The organism is Mycolicibacterium flavescens, assembly GCF_001722335.1.
In the GTDB taxonomy this organism is placed as follows: domain Bacteria; phylum Actinomycetota; class Actinomycetes; order Mycobacteriales; family Mycobacteriaceae; genus Mycobacterium; species Mycobacterium flavescens.
Window position 1 is genome coordinate 192785 of sequence record NZ_MIHA01000002.1, and the last position, 17801, is coordinate 210585.

At 68.4% G+C, this 17801-nt stretch carries 20 protein-coding genes; 16 read left to right on the forward strand and 4 right to left on the reverse strand.

Annotated features, from left to right (window positions below; translation table 11 throughout):
• The first annotated feature begins 45 nt into the window (after positions 1-45).
• Positions 46-741 (forward strand): hypothetical protein, encoded by a 696-nt coding sequence (locus tag BHQ18_RS03395; RefSeq protein ID WP_069412162.1) that lies wholly within the window; start codon positions 46-48, stop codon positions 739-741.
• Here BHQ18_RS03395 and BHQ18_RS03400 read toward each other — a convergent pair.
• The 3 genes from BHQ18_RS03400 to mptB are packed head-to-tail and all read right to left on the reverse strand — an operon-like array spanning position 655 to position 4087.
• The gene (locus BHQ18_RS03400) at positions 655-1431 is read right to left on the reverse strand and encodes an ABC transporter permease (RefSeq protein WP_069412357.1); all 777 of its coding nucleotides are present in this window, start codon (positions 1429-1431) and stop codon (positions 655-657) included. The genes BHQ18_RS03395 and BHQ18_RS03400 overlap by 87 nt on opposite strands.
• Positions 1431-2375 (reverse strand): ABC transporter ATP-binding protein, encoded by a 945-nt coding sequence (locus BHQ18_RS03405; RefSeq protein ID WP_069412163.1) that lies wholly within the window; start codon positions 2373-2375, stop codon positions 1431-1433. The genes BHQ18_RS03400 and BHQ18_RS03405 overlap by 1 nt, the downstream gene beginning before the upstream one ends.
• Entirely contained in the window at positions 2372-4087 is a 1716-nt protein-coding gene (gene mptB / locus BHQ18_RS03410; protein ID WP_069412164.1) for a polyprenol phosphomannose-dependent alpha 1,6 mannosyltransferase MptB, read from the reverse strand. Before mptB ends, BHQ18_RS03405 begins: the two co-directional genes overlap by 4 nt.
• Positions 4088-4178: 91 nt before the next feature.
• Between mptB and BHQ18_RS03415 the strand changes: the two genes are divergently transcribed.
• From BHQ18_RS03415 to BHQ18_RS03455, 9 genes are all read left to right on the forward strand, one after another.
• A complete protein-coding gene (locus BHQ18_RS03415) occupies positions 4179-4916 on the forward strand; it encodes a helix-turn-helix transcriptional regulator (RefSeq protein WP_069412165.1) in 738 nt (245 codons plus the stop codon).
• The gene (sufB, locus tag BHQ18_RS03420; RefSeq protein WP_069412166.1) at positions 4913-6358 is read left to right on the forward strand and encodes a Fe-S cluster assembly protein SufB; all 1446 of its coding nucleotides are present in this window, start codon (positions 4913-4915) and stop codon (positions 6356-6358) included. The genes BHQ18_RS03415 and sufB overlap by 4 nt, the downstream gene beginning before the upstream one ends.
• Positions 6358-7554 (forward strand): Fe-S cluster assembly protein SufD, encoded by a 1197-nt coding sequence (sufD, locus tag BHQ18_RS03425; RefSeq protein ID WP_069412167.1) that lies wholly within the window; start codon positions 6358-6360, stop codon positions 7552-7554. The genes sufB and sufD overlap by 1 nt, the downstream gene beginning before the upstream one ends.
• Positions 7551-8324 carry a Fe-S cluster assembly ATPase SufC gene (gene sufC, locus BHQ18_RS03430; protein WP_069412168.1) on the forward strand — a complete coding sequence of 258 codons (774 nt, stop codon included), beginning with the start codon at positions 7551-7553 and terminating at the stop codon, positions 8322-8324. The genes sufD and sufC overlap by 4 nt, the downstream gene beginning before the upstream one ends.
• Positions 8325-8327: 3 nt before the next feature.
• The gene (locus BHQ18_RS03435) at positions 8328-9581 is read left to right on the forward strand and encodes a cysteine desulfurase (protein WP_069412169.1); all 1254 of its coding nucleotides are present in this window, start codon (positions 8328-8330) and stop codon (positions 9579-9581) included.
• Between the two features lies 1 nt (position 9582).
• Complete coding sequence (gene sufU / locus BHQ18_RS03440) at positions 9583-10041, forward strand: Fe-S cluster assembly sulfur transfer protein SufU (protein WP_069412170.1); 459 nt, start codon at positions 9583-9585, stop codon at positions 10039-10041.
• Complete coding sequence (locus tag BHQ18_RS03445; RefSeq protein WP_069412171.1) at positions 10038-10385, forward strand: metal-sulfur cluster assembly factor; 348 nt, start codon at positions 10038-10040, stop codon at positions 10383-10385. Before sufU ends, BHQ18_RS03445 begins: the two co-directional genes overlap by 4 nt.
• Positions 10386-10461: 76 nt before the next feature.
• Entirely contained in the window at positions 10462-11448 is a 987-nt protein-coding gene (locus BHQ18_RS03450; protein WP_069412358.1) for an LLM class flavin-dependent oxidoreductase, read from the forward strand.
• Between the two features lie 31 nt (positions 11449-11479).
• Positions 11480-12331, forward strand: coding sequence for a hypothetical protein (locus BHQ18_RS03455; protein WP_234794060.1), 852 nt, complete (start codon positions 11480-11482; stop codon positions 12329-12331).
• Between the two features lie 22 nt (positions 12332-12353).
• Here the strand turns inward: BHQ18_RS03455 and BHQ18_RS03460 are convergent, their stop codons facing one another.
• Positions 12354-13226 (reverse strand): alpha/beta fold hydrolase, encoded by an 873-nt coding sequence (locus BHQ18_RS03460; protein WP_069412172.1) that lies wholly within the window; start codon positions 13224-13226, stop codon positions 12354-12356.
• An 80-nt stretch (positions 13227-13306) separates the two neighbouring features.
• Here BHQ18_RS03460 and BHQ18_RS03465 point away from each other — a divergent pair, with 80 nt between their 5' ends.
• The 6 genes from BHQ18_RS03465 to BHQ18_RS03490 all read left to right on the forward strand — a co-directional run bounded on the left by BHQ18_RS03465 (position 13307) and on the right by BHQ18_RS03490 (position 17793).
• Positions 13307-13816: a CGNR zinc finger domain-containing protein gene (locus BHQ18_RS03465; RefSeq protein ID WP_069412173.1), complete on the forward strand. Its 510-nt coding sequence runs from the start codon at positions 13307-13309 to the stop codon at positions 13814-13816.
• Positions 13817-13899: 83 nt separating this feature from the next.
• Positions 13900-15213 carry an MFS transporter gene (locus BHQ18_RS03470; protein WP_069412359.1) on the forward strand — a complete coding sequence of 438 codons (1314 nt, stop codon included), beginning with the start codon at positions 13900-13902 and terminating at the stop codon, positions 15211-15213.
• 47 nt (positions 15214-15260) lie between these two features.
• Positions 15261-15809, forward strand: a complete 549-nt coding sequence (locus tag BHQ18_RS03475) for a hypothetical protein (RefSeq protein ID WP_069412174.1) — start codon at positions 15261-15263, stop codon at positions 15807-15809.
• Between the two features lie 87 nt (positions 15810-15896).
• Complete coding sequence (locus tag BHQ18_RS03480; protein ID WP_084293873.1) at positions 15897-16535, forward strand: hypothetical protein; 639 nt, start codon at positions 15897-15899, stop codon at positions 16533-16535.
• Positions 16536-16575: 40 nt separating this feature from the next.
• Complete coding sequence (trxA, locus tag BHQ18_RS03485) at positions 16576-16941, forward strand: thioredoxin (RefSeq protein ID WP_069412175.1); 366 nt, start codon at positions 16576-16578, stop codon at positions 16939-16941.
• A gap of 18 nt (positions 16942-16959) precedes the next feature.
• Complete coding sequence (locus BHQ18_RS03490) at positions 16960-17793, forward strand: enoyl-CoA hydratase (RefSeq protein WP_069412176.1); 834 nt, start codon at positions 16960-16962, stop codon at positions 17791-17793.
• Positions 17794-17801 lie beyond the last annotated feature (8 nt).

Consider the following 17801-nt stretch of genomic DNA (forward strand, 5'->3'; position numbering starts at 1 on the left):
TCGGCCTACCGTTAAGAAACGTTTCCGTATCTTTGGAGGGTTACCATGAAGATCCCGCCCGCCCGGCTGGTGCTTCACCCGCTGCGCACCGTCGATACCGCGACGGTCCGCTACCTGGAGTGTCCGCACGGCCGCCGGCGCATCACGATCGACCACCGGCCCCTTGCGGGTCTGACCCCGACGATGCTGCTGGACTGGTTCACTCACCTCGGCGGCACCATGGACTACGGCGGCGAGGTCATCGACCGGTACCTGGCCTGGCATCCGATCGACCACATCCGGTGGGAGCTGGCGCGTCCCGCGCCCGGCGGCGGGGCCGCTGACGGCGCCCGGTTCCGGATGGTCGAGGCTTTCGGTGCGCGTCCGGAGTTCACCATCGACGAGGTCGCCCGCGTCGAGAAGCTCGACGAGACCGGCATCCGGCTGGTGAAGCGGATCGCCGGCATCCCGGTCTTCCAGCTCGAGCACACCTGGTCGGCGGGCGACGGGCGGGCGCACTACGTGACCGTGATGGATCTCGGGGCGCGGTCACCGCTGCTGGCCCCGGTCAACGCCGTCGTGCGGCGTCGGTTCGGCCCCGACAAGATGCGCGCCTGGGTCCGGCACAACATCGAAGAGGTGGGGCAGCTCGAATACCTGTTGCCGAGGCTGGCCTCAGGTGAAGCGGAACCAGCGCAGAGCGCACAGCGCGGCGACGCCGCCCCACACCGCGAGGACGAGCAGGCCGAACCAGTCCACTGACAGGCTCATCGCCCGCGACAACGCCTCGGTCAGCGCGCCCGACGGCGTCAACCGGGCCACCCACTGCAGCGCCGAGGGCACCATCCCGCCCTCGAGCGTGAGCGCGCCGAGCCCGGCGAAGACGAACCACAGCAGGTTGGCCACGGCCAGCACGATCTCGGCGCGCAGGGTGCCGCCCAGCAGAAGGCCCAGCGCGGCGAACCCCGCGGTGCCCAGCGCGATGATCACCGCGCCCAGTGCGAGCCCCGCCAGGTGCGGCCGCCACCCGAGGGCAAAGCCGATGGCGCCCAACACAATCGACTGCAGGATCACAACCGCCACCACGGCCAGCGATTTGCCCGCGATGATTCCCCAGACCGGCAGCGCGGTGGCACCCAGCCGTTTGAGCGCACCGTAGCGCCGGTCGAACGCCACCGCGATCGCCTGCCCGGTGAACGCGGTCGAGATTACCGCCAGCGCCATGATCGCCGGCACGAACGTCGCCGCCCGGTTGGCGCCGAAATCACCCAGCGGCAACAACGTCAACCCGATCAGCAGCGTGATCGGGATGAACATCGTCAACAACAACTGCTCACCGTTGCGCAGCAGCAGCCGCAGCTCGAGACCGAACTGCGCGGCCAGCATCTTCTGCACACTGGCCGGGCCCGGCGCCGGCGAAAACGTTCCCGGCGCAAAACGATTCGTCGTCATCATGGCCGCAACTCCCGCCCCGTCAGCTCCAGGAATACATCCTCGAGACTGCGTTGTTCGACGCGCATGTCGGTGGCCAGCACGTCGAGTCGGGCGCACCACGCCGTGACGGTCGCCAGCACCTGCGGATTGATCGCACCCTCGATCAGGTACTCACCGGGCGCCGTCTCGGTGGCCCGGTAGCTCTCCGGCAACGCCGAGACCAGCAGCGACAGATCCAGCATGCGCGGCGCGCGGAACCGCAACTGGTTCTCGGCGCCGCTGCGCATCAGCTCGTCGGGGGTGCCGGTGGCCACCGGTCGGCCGTGGTCGATGATCATGATCCGGTCGGCGAGCTCCTCGGCCTCGGTCAGCTGGTGGGTCGTCAGCATCACCGTCACCCCGTCGCGGCGCAGCGCATCGATCAACTCCCACACCACAATTCGCGCGTGAGCGTCCATCCCGGCGGTGGGTTCGTCGAGGAACACCAGCTCGGGGCGGCCGACGACCGCGCACGCCAGCGCCAGGCGCTGCTGCTGACCGCCCGACAGCCGGCGGTAGGTGGTCCTGGCGGCCTCGGTGAGCCCGAGGGTGTCCATCAGCCACGCCGGATCCAACGGGTCGGCCGCATAAGACGCGACCAGGTTGAGCATCTCACCGGCCCGCGCGGCGGGATAGCCGCCGCCGCCCTGCAGCATGACGCCGATGCGTTCGCGCAGTCGGGCGTTGTCGGCCCCCGGGTCGAGGCCCAGGATCTCGACGGTGCCCGTGTCGGGCCTGATGAAGCCCTCGCACATCTCGACCGTGGTGGTCTTGCCCGCGCCGTTCGGCCCGAGCAGCGCGAACACCTCGGCCGTCTGGACCTCGAGGTCGAGTCCGGCCACCGCGACGGTCGACCCGTAGCGTTTTGTCACCCCGTGCAGTCGCACGGGGACGGCGGAAGCCCGGGCCCCTTGCTGCGTCACGGGGAATCAGCGTAGGCGTCGGGCCGCGCAGGGTGCGGCTGCGGTGGCGCGGGCCCGGACGAACGGTCGGCGGGACGGTCGGGCGGCAGCGTGGTCATGGCACGCCACGGCAGCCGCTGGTAGGTCAGCAGAATCAGCAGCAGCACGACGACGGTGCTCGCGGCGACGGCCAGCAGGATCTGGAACAACGTGAACCGGTCGCCGTTGGCGGTGGGCCCGAAGATCCCGACGGCCAGCGTCACCACGATCGTCGTGCTGCGGAACGCGGGGCGGGTCGCCCACGCGGCCAGCGGCAGCACCGCCCACAGCACGTACCAGGGCTGCACCACCGGGAACAGCAGCACCGTCATCCCGAGCGCGACGCCGAGCCCGCCGACCGGATGCAGCCGGCCGCGCAGCACCGACAGCAGCAGCCAGGTGACCAGGATCGCGATGATCGACACGCCGATGGCGCGGGTCAGGCCCAGCACCGCGGTCGTGTGGTCGCCGAGACCGAGCAGGATCCCGACCTGGCCGGTGCCCAGCGCCAGCAGGGTGGGCAGCGACATCCAGCTGCGTACGACGTTGGCGGTGCCGAGGGTGAAGATCCAGCCGAACCCCAGACCGCTGGCCCAACCGATGACCGCCATCACCGCCACCGACACCGCGGTCAGCGACCCGCCGGCCAGCAGGAACGCCTTGACGGTGCCGCCCCAGCGGCAGGCCAACGCCATCGCCACGAACCCCAGTGCCAGCAGCGACGGGAGTTTGACCTGAGAGGACATCGTGATCAGCACAACACCGAGCAGCAGCATCGCCGCCGGCCACCACCGGCTCCACTGCTGCCGGTCCCGCGGCCACGTCAGCGGGCGGGGCAGCAGGGGCCGCGTCGCTCCGATGCTGCTGACACCGCGCAGCGCGAACTCGGTGCCGGCCAGCATCAGCCCCAGCATCAGCGCCTCGTTGTGGATGCCCGCCACCAGATGCATGATCAGCAGCGGATTGGCCGCGCCGAGCCACAGCGCGCTGACCTCGGCGACGCCGCAGCGGCGGGCCAGCCGGGGCACCGCCCAGACGATCAGCCCGACGCCCAGCAGCACGACCAGCCGGTGACACAGCACCGCGGCGACGATGTTCTCACCGGTCAGCGACGAGATGCCCTCCCCGATCCACAGGAAGAGCGGGCCGTAGGGCGCGGGCGTCTCGCGCCACATGTTGGGTACCGACAGCGTGAACACGTGGTCGAGGCCGAGCCCGGGTGCGGGCCCCACCCGGTAGGGGTCCAGGCCCTTGGCCGCGATCTCGCTCTGCGCCAGATAGGAGTAGACGTCGCGGCTGTACATCGGAGGGGCGATGAGCAGCGGGAGCACCCACAGCCACAGCAGCCGGTCCAACTGGCTGCGCGACATGCGGCGGTCGCCGAGCGCGAACCTGCCCAGCATCAGCCAGGCCAGCGCCATCATCACCGCGCCGGTGGTGGTCATCGTCAGCGATACCGTCTGGATGCGCGACGGCAGGTTCAGCAGCCGCACGCCGAAGGTCGGATCCTGCACCACCGGGCGGGCGCCGACGCCGAGCGCCCCGATGGCCATCAGCACCGTGCCCGTCGCGCCGAACAGCCGGGTGTGGCGCAGCGCGATGACCTCGGCATCGTTCAGCGGGGAGCCGACCGGCGCTTCGTCGGCGTGCCAACGGGCAATCGACGAGCTGAACGAGCGGAGGCGGGCTGCCACCTCAGCAGCGTAACCGCCGTGGATGAGGGGTCAGTCACGCTAAGGGTGCCCTTGCTTTACAGGGCTTTCGGAATTCCGTCACAATAGTGTTGTGAAATTCAGTCCGGACGCTGGAGCCGCCCCGGCGGCGACATCCAGCTCAGCGGATCGCCACACCCGTGGGGCGATCGTCCGGCTGCTGCTCGAGTCAGGATCGATCACCGCAGGTGAGATCGGTGAACGGCTCGGGATCTCCGCGGCCGGGGTGCGACGGCACCTCGACGCGCTGGTCGAGGCGGGCGACGCGCAGTCCAGCGCCGCCGCCGCCTGGCAGCACACCGGCCGGGGCCGTCCCGCCAAGCGGTACCGCCTCACCGCGGCCGGCCGGGCCAAGCTGGGACACGCCTACGACGATCTGGCGGTCGCAGCGATCCGGCAACTGCGCGAGATCGGCGGCGACGAGGCCGTCCGCACCTTCGCGCGGCGGCGGATCGACGGAATTCTCGCCGGCGTGGCGGGAGTAACCGAGGGGTCCGATGACGTTGAACCAGCTGCCGGCCGGATCGCGGACGCGCTGAGCGAAGCGGGTTACGCGACGACGACCACCCCGGTGGCCGGTCCGATGCCCGGCATCCAGCTGTGCCAGCATCACTGTCCGGTGTCGCACGTCGCCGAGGAATTTCCGGAGCTGTGCGAAACCGAACAAGAGGCCTTCGCCGACATTCTCGGCACCCACGTGCAGAGGCTCGCCACGATCGTCAACGGCGACTGCGCCTGCACCACGCACGTTCCGCTGGTCGACAAGATCAGCGTTGCAGCCCCCACGAAGAAGCAAGGAGCGTCGACATGACGACCACACCCGAGGTCCACAAGGTGGGCGAACCGCTGAGCCAGGAAGAGGCGATCGCCTCGCTGGGGCGGTACGGCTACGGCTGGGCGGACTCCGACGACGCCGGCAGCGCGGCGAAGCGGGGACTCTCGGAAGAGGTGGTCCGCGACATCTCGGCCAAGAAGAGCGAGCCCCAGTGGATGCTCGACGTCCGCCTCAAGGCGCTGCGCACGTTCGACAAGAAGCCGATGCCGAACTGGGGCTCCAACCTCGAGGGCATCGACTTCGACAACATCAAGTACTTCGTGCGTTCCAGCGAGAAGCAGGCCGCGACGTGGGACGACCTGCCCGAGGACATCCGCAACACCTACGACAAGCTGGGCATCCCGGAGGCCGAGAAGCAGCGGCTGGTCTCTGGCGTCGCGGCGCAGTACGAGTCCGAGGTCGTCTACCACTCGATCCGCGAGGACCTCGAGGCCCAGGGCGTGATCTTCCTCGACACCGACACCGCGCTCAAAGAGCACCCGGAGATCTTCAAGCAGTACTTCGGCACGGTGATCCCGGCCGGTGACAACAAGTTCTCCGCGCTCAACACCGCGGTGTGGTCGGGTGGTTCGTTCATCTACGTGCCGCCGGGCGTGCACGTCGACATCCCGCTGCAGGCCTACTTCCGGATCAACACCGAGAACATGGGCCAGTTCGAGCGGACGCTGATCATCGTCGACGAGGGCGCCTACGTGCACTACGTCGAGGGGTGTACCGCACCGATCTACAAGAGCGACTCGCTGCACTCGGCGGTCGTCGAGATCATCGTCAAGGCCGGCGGCCGGTGCCGCTACACGACCATCCAGAACTGGTCGAACAACGTCTACAACCTGGTCACCAAGCGTGCGCGGGCCGAGGCCGGCGCCACGATGGAGTGGGTCGACGGCAACATCGGCTCCAAGGTCACGATGAAGTACCCGGCGGTCTGGATGACCGGTGAGCACGCCCGCGGGGAGGTGCTCTCGGTGGCGTTCGCCGGTGAGGGCCAGCACCAGGACACCGGCGCCAAGATGCTGCACCTGGCACCGAACACGTCGAGCAACATCGTGTCCAAGTCGGTGGCACGCGGCGGTGGCCGGGCGTCCTACCGCGGCCTGGTCCAGGTCAACAAGGGTGCACACGGTTCCCGCTCCAGCGTGAAATGCGATGCGCTGCTGGTCGACACGATCAGCCGCTCCGACACCTACCCCTACGTCGACATCCGCGAGGACGACGTCACGATGGGCCACGAGGCCACCGTGTCGAAGGTCAGCGAGGACCAGCTGTTCTACCTGATGAGCCGCGGGCTGACCGAGGACGAGGCGATGGCGATGGTGGTGCGCGGGTTCGTCGAGCCGATCGCCAAGGAGCTCCCGATGGAGTACGCGCTGGAGCTCAACAGGCTGATCGAGCTGCAGATGGAAGGCGCGGTGGGCTAGTGACATCGGAGCTTTCCACAGCGATCGAAGGGACACCGGCGGGTTCGGCGCTGAACAAGGGTGAGGTCTTCACCTCGTTCGACGTCAACGCGTTCGAGGTGCCCGGCGGCCGCGACGAAATCTGGCGGTTCACCCCGCTCAAACGGCTACGCGGCCTGCACGACGGGTCCGCGAGTGCCAGCGGCAGCGCCGACATCGAGGTGTCCGAGCGACCGGGCGTGACGGTGGAGCGGGTCCAGCGTGACGACCCGCGACTCGGTCAGGGTGGCGTGCCGGCGGACCGTGTTGCGGCGCAAGCATATTCGTCGTTCGAGACGGCCACCATCGTCACCGTCGGTCGGGACACCGAGGTAGCCGAGCCGATCGAGGTCGACATCACCGGCCCGGGTGAGGGTGCGGTGGCCTACGGGCACCTGCAGATCCGCGTCGAGGAGCTCTCGCGCGCCATCGTCGTGGTGGATCTGCGCGGCAGCGGAACCTACGCCGACAACGTCGAAATCATCGTCGGCGACTCGGCCGGGCTCGGGGTCATCTGGATCGCCGACTGGGCCGACGACACGGTGCACGTGAGCGCGCACCACGCCAAGCTCGGCAAGGACGCGGTGCTCGGCCACGTGAACGTCACCCTGGGCGGCGATGTCGTGCGCACCACCGCGAACGTGCGGTTCACCGCACCCGGCGGGGACGCGAAGCTGCTCGGCACCTACTTCGCCGACGACGGCCAGCACTTCGAGTCACGGCTGCTGGTCGACCACGCGCACCCCAACTGCAAGTCCGACGTGCTGTACAAGGGTGCGCTGCAAGGTGATCCGGCGTCGAACCGGCCCGACGCGCACACCGTGTGGGTCGGCGACGTGCTGATCCGCGCGGCGGCCACCGGCACCGACACCTTCGAGGTCAACCGCAACCTGCTGCTCACCGATGGGGCCCGCGCCGACTCGGTACCCAACCTCGAGATCGAGATCGGCGAGATCGTCGGCGCCGGTCACGCCAGCGCCACCGGCCGTTTCGACGATGAGCAGTTGTTCTACCTGCAGGCCCGCGGCATCCCCGAGGTTCAGGCGCGTCGACTGGTGGTCCGCGGCTTCTTCAACGAGATCATTGCGAAGATCGCCGTGCCCGCAGTGCGCGAACGCCTCACCGAAGCAATCGAACGAGAACTAGCGATCACGGAATCGAGAACAGACCAATCATGACCACTTTGGAAGTCAAAGATCTGCACGTCAGCGTCGTCTCCGCCGAGGACGGCACCGACATCCCCATCCTCAACGGGGTCAACCTGACCGTGAAGTCGGGGGAGACCCACGCGGTAATGGGCCCCAACGGATCCGGCAAGTCCACGCTGTCGTATGCGATCGCCGGCCACCCCAAGTACACGGTGACGTCGGGCTCGATCACACTCGACGGCCAGGACGTACTGGAGATGAGCGTCGACGAACGCGCCCGCGCCGGGCTGTTTCTGGCCATGCAGTACCCCATCGAGGTGCCCGGCGTGTCGATGTCGAACTTCCTGCGCACCGCGGCCACGGCCGTGCGCGGTGAGGCGCCCAAGCTGCGGCACTGGGTCAAGGAGGTCAAGGGCGCGATGACCGACCTCGGCATCGAGCCGTCGTTCTCCGAGCGCAGCGTCAACGAAGGCTTCTCCGGCGGCGAGAAGAAGCGTCACGAGATCCTGCAGCTGTCGCTGCTCAAGCCGAAGATCGCCATCCTCGACGAGACCGACTCCGGTCTGGACGTCGACGCGCTTCGGGTGGTCAGTGACGGGGTGAACAGGTACGCCGAGTCCGAAAACGGTGGCGTGCTGTTGATCACGCACTACACCCGGATCCTGCGCTACATCCAGCCGCAGTTCGTGCACGTGTTCGTCGGCGGCCGCATCGTCGAGTCGGGCGGTCCGGAGTTGGCCGACGAACTCGAGGAGAACGGTTACGTCCGCTTCACGCAGACGGCGGCAGCGGGGGCCTAACCCGTGAATCGCCGCCTGGACGTCGATGCCGTCCGCGCCGACTTCCCGATCCTGAAGAAGCAGATGCGGGGTGGGGACCAGTTGGCGTACCTGGATTCCGGGGCCACGTCCCAGCGCCCGCTGCAGGTGCTCGACGCCGAACGCGACTTCCTGGTGACCTCCAACGGCGCGGTACACCGTGGGGCGCACCAGCTGATGGAGGAGGCCACCGACGCCTACGAGGACGGCCGCGCCGACATCGCGTCGTTCGTCGGCGCCGATCCCGACGAGCTCGTGTTCACCAAGAACGCCACCGAGGCGCTCAACCTGGTGGCCTACGTGCTCGGCGACAACAGGTTCGACCGCGCCGTCGGGCCCGGCGACGTCATCGTCACCACCGAACTCGAGCACCACGCCAACCTGATCCCGTGGCAGGAACTGGCGCGGCGCACCGGCGCGACGCTCAAGTGGTACGGCGTCACCGACTCAGGCGATCAGGCGGGGCGCATCGACCTCGACTCGCTGCAGCTCGACGAGCGGGTCAAAGTCGTTGCCTTCAGCCACCATTCGAACGTCACGGGTGCGCTGGCCCCGGTCAGTGAGCTGGTGAAGCGCGCCAAGGCGGTCGGCGCGCTGACCGTGCTGGACGCCTGCCAGTCGGTGCCGCACCAGCCGGTGGACTTCCACGCGCTCGACGTCGACTACGCGGCGTTCTCCGGGCACAAAATGCTCGGCCCCAACGGTATCGGCGTGCTGTACGGCCGCGCTGACCTGCTGAACACGATGCCGCCGTTCCTGACCGGCGGTTCGATGATCGAAACCGTCACGATGGAGAGTGCGACGTACGCGCCCGCACCGCAGCGATTCGAGGCCGGCACCCCGATGACGTCGCAGGTCGTCGGATTGGCCGCGGCCGCGCGGTATCTCGGTGCGATCGGAATGGAGGCGGTGGCCCAGCACGAGGCGCAACTCGTGGCCGCCGCGCTGGAGGGGCTCGCGGCCGTCGACGGGGTGCGGATCATCGGCCCGACCACTGTGGAGGACCGGCTGTCGCCGGTGAGTTTCGTGGTCGACGGCGTGCACGCCCACGACGTCGGTCAGGTCCTCGACGACGGCGGGGTGGCAATCCGCGTCGGGCACCACTGCGCGTGGCCGCTGCACCGGCGGTTCGGCATCGCCGCGACCGCGCGCGCCTCGTTCGCGCTGTACAACACCGTCGACGAGGTGGACAGGCTGGTCGCCGGTGTCCGGCGCGCCGTGAAATTCTTCGGGGACTGACATGCGACTCGAGCAGATGTACCAAGAAGTGATCCTCGATCACTACAAGCACCCGCACCACCGCGGCCTTCGCGAGCCGTTCGGCGCCGAGGTGCACCACGTCAACCCGACGTGCGGGGACGAGGTGACGCTGCGGGTGGCGCTGTCCGACGACGGCGAGAAGATCCTCGACATCTCCTACGACGGTCAGGGCTGTTCGATCAGCCAGGCGTCGACGTCGGTGCTCACCGATCAACTCATCGGACGCAACGTCGCCGAGGCGCTCGAGACCGTCGCGGCGTTCAACGAAATGGTGGCCTCGCGGGGCAAGGTCGACGGGGACGAGGATGTACTGGGAGACGGCATCGCGTTCGCCGGTGTCGCGAAGTACCCGGCACGCGTGAAGTGCGCGCTGCTGGGCTGGATGGCTTTCAAAGATGCGCTGGTGCAGGCGTCGGAAGGATTGCAGGAGGCAGGATGAGTGACACCGCGGTTCCGAGCGAGGAATTCCTGTTCGATCTCGAGGAGGCGATGCGCGACGTCGTCGACCCCGAGCTCGGCATCAACGTCGTCGACCTGGGGCTGGTCTACGGCATCAACGTCGAACAGGGTGACCAGGGCAAGGTCGCGCTGATCGACATGACGCTGACGTCGGCGGCCTGCCCGCTGACCGACGTGATCGAGGACCAGTCGCGCACCGCGCTGGTCGGCGCCGGTCTGGTCAGCGAGCTGAAGATCAACTGGGTGTGGAACCCGCCGTGGGGCCCGGACAAGATCACCGACGACGGCCGCGAACAGCTGCGCGCGCTCGGCTTCACGGTCTGAGCGCTCGGAATAGCGGCCCGGCATCGGGCGTTGAACCTAATTCGTATCCCGATGCCAACGTGAGGTGAGCCCGGCCTTGTCTGTCCCCCTGAGCATTCTCGACCTGGTCCCGATTTCAGAGGGTTCGACCGCGCGCGACGCGATCGCCGCCTCGATGAGCTCGGCGCGCCTCGCCGATCAGCTGGGGTACCAACGGCTCTGGTTCGCCGAGCACCACAACACGCCGAACCTCGCCGCGAGCAGCACCGCGCTGTTGATCTCGCAGGCCGCCTCGGTCACCGAGCGGATCCGGCTCGGCTCCGGCGGCGTCATGTTGCCCAACCACGCCCCGCTGATGGTGGCCGAGCAGTACGGGACGCTGGTCAACATGCACGGGCCGCGCATCGACCTGGGCCTGGGGCGTGCCCCGGGCACGGACATGCGGACCGCGCAGGCGCTGAGCCGGTCATCGGCCGAACCGCAGGCCTTCGCCCAGAACATCTACGACCTGCAGGGCTGGTTCGGTGAATCCGGCACCGCGCACAGCATGCCGATCATGTCCGCGGTGTCCGCAGGTACCGACGTGCCGATCTGGGTGCTGGGCTCGACGGTCAACGGTGCGGCCATCGCCGGGCAACTCGGCCTGCCGTTCTCGGTGGCGTCGCACTTCGCGCCCGAACAGCTCGACGACGCCATCCGGACCTACCGGGAGGCGTTCAGCACCGAGATGCCCACCGCGCAGATCGACCGGCCGTACGTCATGGCCGGGATCAACGTGATGGTCGCCGACACCGATGACGAGGCGCAACGGCAGTTCACCGTGGTCGAGCAGATGTTCCTCGACGTCCAGCGCAACCAGCGGCGCAAGATCCAGCCGCCGGTCGATCCGGCGACGCTGCCGCCGGGCGCGGGCGCCAACCCGATGCTGAGCATCAAGGCGGTCGGCGGACCCGAGACCGCCAAGGCACAGTTGGAGCGGTTCGTCGAGCGCACCGGCGCAGACGAGTTGATCACCGTGACCTACGCCTACGACCCCGCGGTCCGGGACCGGTCGCTGGAGTTGCTCGCCAAGATCTGGATGTGACCTGTCGGTGCCCGGTGCTACCACTTCGGGCATGAAAACAGTCGGCGACTCGTTGGTCCTCGGTCCGGTGCGCATCGGGTTCGAACGCACGCTTCGCATCCCCGAAACCGGATTACACCCGCTGCCACCGAGTCTGGGGTCGTTTCCGTTGCGCCCGGTCGAGGACTATCCGGACACGGCGCCAGCGCACTGGCTGGCCCGTGGCGGGGTGATGCTGCCCGTCTACCAGCGTGAGGCGATGTGGTTGTCGTTCGAGGCCGACGAACCCGCCGCGCTGCAGGTCGGCGTCGGCACGGTTTGCGCCGTCAGCGGTGAGGACTGGACGGAACGGCTGACCAAGGATCCGCAGAACTATGTCGCGCTGCCCAAGCAGCCCTGGCTGGACGGGATCAACGCCGGGGAGGGGTTCATCCGGCAGTTCGTCGCGGTCCGGCACGGCTCAGGTGCCACCGTCGAAGCGCAGGTCACCGGTCAGGAGATTCACGGTGGCATCCAGCTTCGAGCTGTCGGCCTGACCGAGCAGGCACTGCAACGGTGGCGCGAGACCCCGGTCGAGCAGGTCTTGTGTTGCGCGCCAGACGAATCGGCGGAGGCCGATATGGGTGTCGGCGCCGGCGGCCGGATGCGGCAGGAGATCTACGCCGACGAACGCGCGCTGTCCGACTACGACGTCGAGCGGTCCGCGCGGGTTTTCGTGCACCTGTGCTCGGCGGCTGTGTGGACGGCGATCACCGGCGAGGCGCCGCCGCCCAGCCCCGTCGACCGGGACGCCTATGTCAGGGAGGGGCTGCCGTGGTTCGACTACTACGACGCCGACGCGCAGGATCTGGCGGCTTCGCAGACGCTGGCGCGGGTCAAGACGGTCGGCGAACTGCTCGGGTGAATCGCACTGCAGAAAGCCGGCCTCACCGGGTGAGCACTCGGCCCAGGAAGTCGCGCATCAGTTCGGCGACCTCCTCGACGGCGGTCTCCAGCAGGAAGTGCCCGCCGTCGAGGAGGTGGATCTCCGCGTCGGGAGCGTCCTTGCCGAACGCGCGGGCACCGTCGGGGCCGAAGATCGGGTCGTTGTGGCCCCACACCGCAAGCACCGGTATCCGGTTGCTCCGCAGCTGCTCGTGCAGCGCCCGATACAGCGGCGGATTCGTCGCATAATCGCGAAACAGCTTGAGCTGCACCAGGTCGTTGCCCGGTCGGCCGATCAACGCCGCGTCGTGTGACCAGGTGTCGGGGCTGACCAGGCTTTCGTCGGGCACGCCGGTCACGTACTGCCACCTGATCGCGTCGACGCCGAGGGCGGTGCGCACAGCGGCCTCGGTCTCCGGGGTCTGCTCGCGCTGATAGGCCCACACCGGTGCCCAGAAGTCCTCGATGAATCCTTGGTCGTACCCGTTGCCGTTCTGGGTGACGATCGCGGTGATCGCGTCGGGGTGCCGCAGGGTCAACCGCCACCCGATCGGGGCGCCGTAGTCCTGGACGTAGATCGCGTAGCGGTCGACGCCGAGCTGGTCCAGAAGTTCCTCGGTCAGATCGGTCAGCGCGTCAAACGTGTAGTCGAACTCGTCGACGGACGGGGCGTCGGACAGCCCGAAGCCGAGGTGGTCCGGGGCGATCACGCGGTAGCAGTCGGCCAGCCGCGGGATGAGGTCGCGGAACATGAACGAGCTGGTCGGATAGCCGTGCAGCAGCACCACGGCGGGCGCGTCGGGATGCCCGGCCTCCCGGTAGAACAACCGCCTGCCGTGGACTTCCGCGTAGCGATGATGGACGCCAGCAACCATATCTAACTCCATTGACTCGTTATGCCAGTTAGTCAACGCCCTTTCATGTAACCTGTCAACATCGGATAGGAGGTTAGGTGATGGAGCTGGTGGCGACCGGACCTGCAGACGAGGCGCTGCTGCTCGACCTGCTCAACACGACGCCGGTTGTCGACGGCGTCCCGCGCGACGACCTGGCCGACGCCCGCGCCGCGCGAAAATGGCTCAGCGACAGGGGAGTAGCGCAGACCGCTGCCGAACTGGCGGCACTACGCGAGGTGCGGGCCCTGCTGCAGGGCGTGGTGCGCGGCGACACCGAACCGGTCGCGCTGCGGCGGTTCCTCGCCGGTGTCCGATTGGAGGCGTCGATGGGCGAGACCGGCGTGGGCTGGCACCTGGCGATCGACGGCGCCCGGGGTGCCACGCGCGCGGTGTTGGCCTGGGATGCGCTGCGGATGACGAGTCCGGGCCGTCTGCGTCCCTGCGCGAACACCGAATGCCGGCTGTTCCTGCTGGACAGAAGCAAACCGAACACCGCGCGGTGGTGCTCGATGGCGGTGTGCGGCAACAGGATGAAGGCGCGCCGGCACTACCGCCGCACCAAGACCTGACCCTTTCCGATCACGCCGGATACAACCCTTCACCGCGGCGGCCCGATCGGGGATCGTCGCCGTTCGTGTCTTCTGCGACCGATCTGTCGATCGACCCCGGGACGTCCCCGCCGGATGCCGCCACCCGGTCCCGGGTGCGTACCGCGCTGGTCGCCAGCCTCGTCGGCACCACTATCGAGTGGTACGACTTCTTCCTCTACGCGACCGCGGCAAGCCTGGTGTTCAACCAGGCGTTCTTCCCCGACCAGAGTTCACTGGTCGGCACCCTGCTGTCGTTCGCGACGTTCGCCGTCGGGTTCGTGGTCCGGCCCATCGGAGGGTTCGTGTTCGGCCACGTCGGCGACCGCATCGGCCGCAAGAAGACCCTGGCGTTGACCATGGTTCTGATGGGCGGCGCCACCGCGCTGATGGGGGTGCTGCCCACCGCGGCGCAGATCGGGGTCCTCGCGCCGATCCTGCTGTTGCTGCTGCGCGTCGTGCAGGGCTTTGCGCTCGGCGGCGAATGGGCCGGTGCCATCCTGCTCGCCGTCGAGCACAGCCCGCCGCGCCGGCGCGGGTTCGCAGGCAGCATTCCGCAGGTCGGGCTGGCGTTGGGGCTGGCTCTGGGCACCGGTGTGTTCGCGCTGTTGCAGATCGCGCTGCCCGACGACGCGTTCGAGTCCTACGGCTGGCGGATCGCGTTCCTGATCAGCATCGTGCTGGTCGTGTTCGGGCTCGTGGTGCGCTGGAAGGCGACCGAGACACCCGCTTTCGAGAAGGTCCGCGACGACGACGACCGCTCACCGGCGCCGCTGCGCGAGGTGTTCCGTCCACCGGCGCTGCGCAGCACCGTGCTCGGTCTGCTGTCGCGCTGGGGTGAGGGCGCCGCGTTCAACACCTGGGGCGTATTCGCGATCTCCTACGCGACGGGCACGCTGCACCTGGAGCGGGTGCCGGTGCTGATCGCGGTGACGCTCGCCGCGCTGCTGATGGCCGCGCTGTTGCCGGTCTCGGGACTGCTCACCGACCGGTTCGGGGCGCGCACGGTGTACGCCAGCGGCATCGCCGCCTACGCGGTCGCGGTCTTCCCGGTGTTCGCCCTGTTCGACACCGGCAACATGACCGCCTACACCCTCGGGATGCTCGTGGTGTTCGGGGTGATCCACGCCTGGTTCTACGGCGCCCAGGGCACGCTGTACGCGTCGCTGTATCCCGCACGGGTGCGTTACACCGGGCTGTCGACGGTCTACCAGCTGTCCGGGGTGTACGCCTCGGGGCTGACCCCGCTGATCCTCACCGCGCTGATCGCCGCCGCGGACGCGTCGCCGTGGCTGGCCTGCTCCTACCTCGTGGCGACCGCCGTGATCAGTGTGATCGCAACACTGCTGCTGCGGCCCAAGGAGTTATCCGAGATCTGAGCCCGAAAGCTGCGGCGGCCCGCGGTGAACCCGAGCACAATCTCCATGTGGTCACCGTTCCGGCGGTCGGGTGGCGAGGCGGACCTGTCTACCGCGCCGTGGCCAGCGGCGGCGCGGTCGGTGTCGCGTTGGGAGTCCTGGCGTGGATCGACTCCGGGATGTGGCTGACCGCAGTGATCGTCCTCGTCGCGGTCGGGTCCTTCTACGGCTTCTTCATGCAGCGGCGGATGGCGCGGTTCTGGCCGTCCGCGAGCGAGTTGACCGGTCGAGAGCGCGTGAATGTGGTGCGCACGGCCCGGCGAGGTGAGGCGATCACCGACGCAGCGCTGGCACAGTTCGTGGTCGACTACGGTCGCGGTCTGCGCGCGGCGGCGGACGCGGCGCGACCGTTTCGCTGGGTGGTTTCCCTGGTGCTGGTGGTGGCGATCGGAACCGCCGTGTGGGACACCGTCTTCGGCTCCTGGGGTAATGCCGTGGTGTCTGTGCTCTACCTCGCGGCGCTGCTGGCGGAGCTGTTCTGGTGGCCGAAGCGTCGCCAGCAATTGCTCGACAACGTCGACAGGGCAGCGGCATTCGCTGATCGTCACGCTCGGTAGGGCCACGCCATGTGCCGCAGCTTCACATCGGCCGCGGGATTGAGCGGTACCCGAGACGCCGACTCGATGATCTGGTACCCACTTCCCGTGACCTTCGAAAAGACCTATGTCGCCACCCGCCGCCAGTTGCGTTGGGTTGCCGAGAGCCTGATCGCCGGACCCCAGTACCGGACGGCCGGCACCATCCGCCTCGCGGTGCGCCCGGACGGCTTCGCCGGGGTCGCCATCGCGCTCGCCGTGCACGGCACCGACCTGGTGTTCGGCGACGACAGCGTTGCGCTGCGCGGCCCGGTCGCGGCGATCGCCGAGGCCGCCGGAGTGGTCGCGGGTCCGCCCGAGGGTGTCTACCCGCTCGACGACCCGCTGCCCGACGACGCCGAACTCGACCTTGACCCGGATGCGGCCAACTGGCTGCACCGCAGCCTCTACGCCGGCGGCTACGCCATCAAACAGGTTCTGCCGCAACAGCATCCGACACTGTGGCCGGAGCACTTCGACGTCGCCGCCGTCGAGGACGAGGTGAACTACGGGGTGTCGCCGGGCGACGACACCCACCCGACCCCGTATGCGTACGTCGGTCCGTGGCGCACCAGGACCGGCCCGTTCTGGAATGCACCGTTCGGTGCGCTGCTGCCACTCGGGAGCACCGACGACGTCGACACACTGTCCGCCGGCATCGAGCAGTTCTTCGAGCGCGGTCGCGCCGAACTGGGTGACCGCCCGTAGGCTGGGAACATCCGGCCGTCGATCAGCGTTAGGAAGCAACGTGGCTACCCAAGACATCACCGCCGAACAGTTCAACGACACCATCAACGACAACGAGATCGTGCTGGTGGACTTCTGGGCGTCGTGGTGTGGTCCGTGCAAGGCCTTCGCCCCGACGTTCGCAGCGTCGTCGGAGAAGCATCCCGACGTGGTCTATGCCAAGGTCGACACCGAGGCCGAGCAGGCGTTGGCCGCCGCCGCCGACATCCGGTCGATCCCCACGCTGATGGTCTTCAAGAAGGGCAAGCTGGTCTTCAACCAGGCCGGCGCGCTGCCGCCCGCGGCGCTGGAGGACCTCGTGCAGAAGGTCAAGGAGTTCGACATCGACGCCGCGATCGCCGCGCAGGACAACGGCGAGCAGGAGTAAGCGCCCGCACGCGATAGCGTGCACTGCGTGGACAGCGAACGCAGCGACTTCGTGCTGGTCGACCGGCCCCGGCCGGGACTGGCGCTGGTGACCCTGAACCGGCCCGAGCGGATGAACTCGATGGCGTTCGACGTCATGGTGCCGCTGAAGAAGGTCCTCGACGAGCTCACCCACGACAATTCCGTGCGCGCGGTCATCCTGACCGGCGCGGGACGCGGGTTCTCCTCGGGCGCCGACCACAAGTCCGCCGGTTCCGTGCCGCACATCGACGGGCTGACCCGGCCGACGTTCGCGCTGCGGTCGATGGAGATCCTCGACGACGTCATCCTGGCTCTGCGCAAAATGCATCAACCGGTGATCGCCGCTGTCAACGGCGCCGCGATCGGCGGGGGCCTGTGCCTGGCGCTGGCCTGCGACATCCGAGTCGCTGCCGACGGCGCCTACTTCCGGGCGGCCGGCATCAACAACGGGCTGACCGCCAGCGAACTCGGGCTGTCCTACCTTCTGCCCCGTGCGATCGGCACGTCACGCGCGTTCGAATTGATGCTGACCGGGCGTGACGTGGACGCCGCGGAGGCCGAGCGCATCGGCCTGGTCTCGCGCGCCGTCCCCGAGGCCGACCTGCTCGACGTTTGCTATCAGTTCGGTGAGCGGATCGCGGGATTCTCCCGGCCCGGAATTGAGTTGACCAAACGCACACTGTGGAGTGGACTGGACGCCGGTAGCCTGGAAGCACACATGCAAGCCGAGGGCCTCGGACAACTGTACGTCCGGTTGCTCACCGCCAACTTCGAAGAAGCCGTGGCGGCGCGCGCCGAGAAACGCGCCCCGGCCTTCACCGACGACAAGTAAGGACGGCC

Excerpts from the sequence above, each read along its gene's own strand:
- BHQ18_RS03460 (WP_069412172.1), bottom strand. The coding sequence starts at position 13,226 with ATGGTTGCTGGCGTCCATCATCGCTACGCGGAAGTCCACGGCAGGCGG.
- BHQ18_RS03445 (WP_069412171.1), top strand. The coding sequence starts at position 10,038 with ATGAGTGACACCGCGGTTCCGAGCGAGGAATTCCTGTTCGATCTCGAG.
- sufB (WP_069412166.1), top strand. The coding sequence starts at position 4,913 with ATGACGACCACACCCGAGGTCCACAAGGTGGGCGAACCGCTGAGCCAG.
- sufU (WP_069412170.1), top strand. The coding sequence starts at position 9,583 with ATGCGACTCGAGCAGATGTACCAAGAAGTGATCCTCGATCACTACAAG.
- BHQ18_RS03395 (WP_069412162.1), top strand. The coding sequence starts at position 46 with ATGAAGATCCCGCCCGCCCGGCTGGTGCTTCACCCGCTGCGCACCGTC.
- sufC (WP_069412168.1), top strand. The coding sequence starts at position 7,551 with ATGACCACTTTGGAAGTCAAAGATCTGCACGTCAGCGTCGTCTCCGCC.
- BHQ18_RS03400 (WP_069412357.1), bottom strand. The coding sequence starts at position 1,431 with ATGACGACGAATCGTTTTGCGCCGGGAACGTTTTCGCCGGCGCCGGGC.
- BHQ18_RS03455 (WP_234794060.1), top strand. The coding sequence starts at position 11,480 with ATGAAAACAGTCGGCGACTCGTTGGTCCTCGGTCCGGTGCGCATCGGG.
- BHQ18_RS03465 (WP_069412173.1), top strand. The coding sequence starts at position 13,307 with ATGGAGCTGGTGGCGACCGGACCTGCAGACGAGGCGCTGCTGCTCGAC.